Raw genomic sequence first — 1,778 nt, forward strand, 5'->3', positions numbered from 1 at the left:
GGGGTGGGTTAGTCTTGAGCATCGGGCCGAGCATCGGGTTTCTGGCACCTACTTCGAGGCTGCCGCTACAAACAGCGTGGCCAGCAGCACTGCGATCGATTACATCGGGGACAGGCGATCGCATCACAGGCGTCTAAACAGTCCTTTAGCCATCCATAACTCCTCCCTGGGGCAACCATAGATTTTTATTGCTAGTAAAAGTCAACAGTGATCAATGAGTTCGCGGCTCTTTGCCAATGCGGGAGGGGAGCTAAAGTATACGTTTCAAGGGCTACGTTCTACAGAATGCCGTGAACCCTGCACCGCCAACCGTGAACCACATACCCGAAATCCTCACTCAACCTGCAAAATTATTGACTCTATTTCTCAATAAATATCTCACCACAGATTGGAGTGATTCTCAATGAGTTGCGTATGAAGTTTTATTACGCCTTGGTTCGCTGTAGGAAAGAGGCCAAGCTTGAGCGGTCAGGGGCATGGTAGGTTTATTGCGAGTTATTGTCGTTAAATCGATTCCATACGTCTGTTTATCGCTCCCACTATGACGCTCACTCTCAATGAATCTGACTGGGACGAACTGCATCAGCAGGCCCCAAAACCACGCTGCCCCGACCTGGTTTTGGATGATTTTGAGGAGGTTGAAAGCGTTCCAGAACGGCTGGGGCGGGGCTACTATGGCCATACAGAGCTGTGTCCAGGAGTCTGGCTGAGCCTGTCGGACTGCCAGATGCATCAGAGTTGGGTGATCAAAGTCCCCGCCCATGACCATCTGGTGCAATGCACGGTGGTGCTGACGGGGATAGTGCACTGTGAAGACCTCTATCCTGCCTTTGGCGGCCAGCGGAGCTACTTCTCTGGCAGCGGTATTTCGCCCCCCTATGCAGAGCAAATTGAGCAATTGCAGCGGGTCACTCAGATCCACATTCACCTGTTGCCCAGCGTGTTTGAGACACTTTGTGCAGAAATGTTTGGGGCAGACGAGACCTTGCTGAAGCTGCTGATCAAGCACAATGACTGGAAAGTATCTTTTTTCCCTGCTGTAACTACAGAGATGAGGCGGGTCGCGCAAGAAATTTGGTTGGCACCGTTTCGCGGTACTGCTCGACGGATCTATCTTCAGGAAAAAGTATTTGAACTGCTGGCATTGCAGCTTCAGCCCATTCTCGCTGACCAAATGCTGCATCAGCCACCGCCAGGACGCAAGCCAGAGACAATCGCCCGCATTTACCACGCCCGAGAAGTGCTGTCCTCTCGACTGGAGAATCCGCCGGGGCTGTTTGATCTCGCTCAACAGGTCGGCGTGAGCGATCGCACCTTGCAGCGGGGTTTTCGCGATGTGTTTGGCACCACGGTGGTTGGCTACTTGATTCAGCAACGGCTGGAGTCAGCAGAGCAACTGCTGCGCCAGGGCAACTGCACCGTAGCCGAGGCCGCAGTCCAGGTGGGCTACGGCAACATGGGGCACTTTGCCGTAGCGTTTAAGCGCCGCTTTGGCATTACCCCCAGCCAGTGCTTGGCAGGGAGGCTGTCTGCCCAAAAAACTTAATTGTCGATTTTTGAGCAGACAGCCTCAGATCGCGTTCTCTACACTCCTTTCATTAGCTATCAAGACTAATTTGCAATAAGTCTTGACTTTGATCTGAGGAGTTGACATGCGCGTGTGGCAGGTTTCTGGTTCGGTATCGCTGGCGATGGTGTTGGGCTTAGCCGGGGCGGTGCCGAGCTTCGGGTCTCAGGAGGGGGTGTTAGGTGTCGGGTCCAGGGTGCAAGGGGAAGAG

Annotated in this window: 1 protein-coding gene; it reads left to right on the top strand. The window is 53.5% G+C overall.

Features of this window, described 5'->3' with window-relative positions:
- The first annotated feature begins 541 nt into the window (after nt 1–541).
- A complete protein-coding gene (locus IQ273_RS32980; RefSeq protein WP_194027286.1) occupies nt 542–1,546 on the top strand; it encodes an AraC family transcriptional regulator in 1,005 nt (334 codons plus the stop codon).
- The last annotated feature ends 232 nt before the right edge of the window (nt 1,547–1,778 follow it).

This window comes from Nodosilinea sp. LEGE 07298 (genome assembly GCF_015207265.1).
GTDB lineage: Bacteria > Cyanobacteriota > Cyanobacteriia > Phormidesmidales > Phormidesmidaceae > Nodosilinea.